Origin of the sequence: Photobacterium lucens, assembly GCF_009873615.1 — a bacterium.
Classification (GTDB): Bacteria; Pseudomonadota; Gammaproteobacteria; order Enterobacterales; family Vibrionaceae; genus Photobacterium; species Photobacterium lucens.
In genome coordinates this window covers 1-3096 of record NZ_SSMG01000263.1, presented here as the reverse complement: position 1 = coordinate 3096, position 3096 = coordinate 1, and the positions used below count along the sequence as shown (strand labels likewise).

1 protein-coding gene is annotated in these 3096 nt (G+C 43.6%); it reads left to right on the top strand.

The window, feature by feature from the left end; genetic code table 11:
• Window positions 1–118: 118 nt before the first annotated feature.
• Window positions 119–3096: Ig-like domain-containing protein (locus E5A76_RS11150; protein WP_161118977.1), on the top strand; the 2978-nt coding region annotated here is incomplete at its 3' end.

Genomic DNA, 3096 nt, shown 5'->3' with positions numbered 1-3096 from the left:
ATAACCATTGTTAATTTTGTGTGAATTTTAGGTTCTAGATTTGTTTTGATAAAGAGATTTAAAGGCTATAGAAATCACATTTTTTTGTTTTTTGAACTAAACAGGGACTGTTTCTTCAATGAAATCTATTGTTGTCACTAATGTAAGTAAAATACTGTCAATTTCTGGTCATGTTGAATTACATAAAGATACGGGGAACATACCAGTTACAGAGTTGCAAATGCTCTCTGTTGGGGATGTCTTAATATTTAGTGACAATGCAATATTATCGATTGAACATTTGGATGGCACGATTGCTCAGCTACCTAGCTTAGAATTAGAACCAGCAGATGATCAAGCAGACGCGGAAATAGCGAGCTTACAAGCGTTGATTGCATCTGGTGAAGATCCTACACAAGTTGCAGAAGCATCGGCTGCTGGTATCTCAATTAGTGGCAATAGTGGTGGTTTTGGTTTTACAAGCGTAGAGCGAAATGCAAAAGAAGTTATCGCTCAAGCTGGATATGATACAACTGAGCTTAATCAACGCCCAGCCGTTGCATCATTCGAAAAAACGACAAATTATTCATTATCTTCTCCTTCCGCCCCTCAATCTCCTAAAGACAAAAATGACAGTAAAGTCAATAAATTGCCTAATGCCGTTAACGATCAAGTGAAAGTTGATGAAGATGGACGTATCACACTCGATCTTACTAAAAATGATAATGATGCTGATGGTAGTTTTAAAATCACAGCCATTGCAAGTATTGAGCTCACAGGGAAAGAGCAAATAATTTCTATTGATAATGGGCAAATTGAAATATCAGCAGTAGGTAATATCGTTTTTGTACCAGACACAAATTTTAACGGCGATGTGAGTTTTGACTACACCATTACTGACGATGATGGTGCAAGTGCCACAGCAACCGTGGCGATAACAGTAAAACCTGTCAATGATGCGCCTGAATTTATAGATGATAACAACAGTCCTGCTGGTGGAAATATCACAGCAGAGACCGAAGAAGATATACCTGTTAGTGGTCAGCTAATGGCAACAGATGCCGATGGTGATGAGCTTAACTTTGCACTTGCAGATGATTCTCTACCAAGTAATGGCTTAGTCAATGTGAACAAGGATGGGTCTTGGGAATACACACCTAATACAGACTTCAATGGTGAAGATAGCTTCGATGTGATAGTGAATGACGGCAAGGGTGGTACCGATACCATCACTGTCAATATCACGGTCAAGCCTGCAAATGTTGATCCTGTAATTGTTGATAACAACGGTGCGCCATTGGGTGAAAGCATTACTGTGACCACAGATGAAGAAGTCACAGTGGGTGGCAAGTTATCAGCCACTGATGCAGACGATGATAGTCTGACGTTCACTCAATCGAGTGAACCAAAATATGGCAAAGTCACCGTCGATGCCAATGGTAACTGGACATACGACCCGAATCCCGATTTCCACGGTAATGACAAATTTGATGTTATCGTCAGTGATGGCAAGGGGGGTACAGATACCATCACTGTCAATATCACGGTGAACCCTGTGAACGATAACCCTGTGATTGTTGATAACAGCGAGAATAAGACGCCGCTGGGTGACAGCATTACTGTGACCACAGATGAAGAAGTCACAGTGGGTGGCAAGTTATCAGCCATTGATGCCGATGGCGATACGTTGACGTTTACTCAATCAAGTGATCCAAAAAATGGCACCGTAACAGTAGATGCCAATGGTAACTGGACATACGATCCGAATCCCGATTTCCACGGTAATGACAAATTTGATGTTATCGTCAGTGATGGCAAAGGTGGTACCGATACCATCACCGTGAATATCACGGTGAATCCTGCGAACGATAACCCTGTGATTGTTGATAACAGCGAGAATAAGACGCCGCTGGGTGACAGCATTACTGTGACCACAGATGAAGAAGTCACAGTTGGTGGCAAGTTATCAGCCATTGATGCCGATGGCGATACGTTGACGTTTACTCAATCAAGTGATCCAAAAAATGGCACCGTAACAGTAGATGCCAATGGCAACTGGACATACACCCCGAACACGAACTTTAATGGTGATGACAGCTTTACCGTCACCGTGAGTGATGGCAAAGGTGGTACCGATACCATCAGCGTGAATATCACGGTTAATCCTATTAATGATGCGCCAGTATTGGTTGATGCGAACAATCAACCATTGGGTGAAAGCATTGCGGTTACCACCGATGAAGAAGTCAAAGTGGGTGGCAAGTTATCAGCCACTGATGCCGATGGCGATGAACTGACATTTACTCAATCGAGTGATCCAAAAAATGGCACCGTAACAGTAGATGCCAATGGCAACTGGACATACGATCCGAACACGAACTTTAATGGTGATGACAGCTTTACCGTCACTGTGAGTGATGGCAAAGGTGGTACCGATACCATCACCGTGAATATCACGGTTAATCCTGCGAACGATAACCCTGTGATTGTTGATAACAACGGTGCGCCATTGGGTGAAAGCATTGCGGTTACCACAGATGAAGAAGTCAAAGTGGGTGGCAAGTTATCAGCCACTGATGCCGATGGCGATACGTTGACGTTTACTCAATCAACCGATCCTGCTAATGGCACCGTGACGGTAGATGCCAATGGCAACTGGACATACGATCCGAACACGAACTTTAATGGTGATGACAGCTTTACCGTCACCGTGAGTGATGGCAAAGGTGGTACCGATACTATCACCGTGAATATCACGGTTAACCCAATTAATGATGCGCCAGTATTGGTTGATGCGAACAATCAACCATTGGGTGAAAGCATTGCGGTTACCACCGATGAAGAAGTCAAAGTGGGTGGCACACTCACTGCTACCGATATTGATGGCGATGCACTGACATTTACTCAATCAAGTGATCCCAAAAATGGCACCGTGACGGTAGATGCCAACGGCAACTGGACATACGACCCGAATCCCGATTTCCACGGTAATGACAAATTTGATGTTATCGTCAGTGATGGCAAAGGTGGTACCGATACTATCACCGTGAATATCACGGTTAATCCTGCGAACGATAACCCTGTGATTGTTGATAACAACGGTGCGCCATTGGGTGA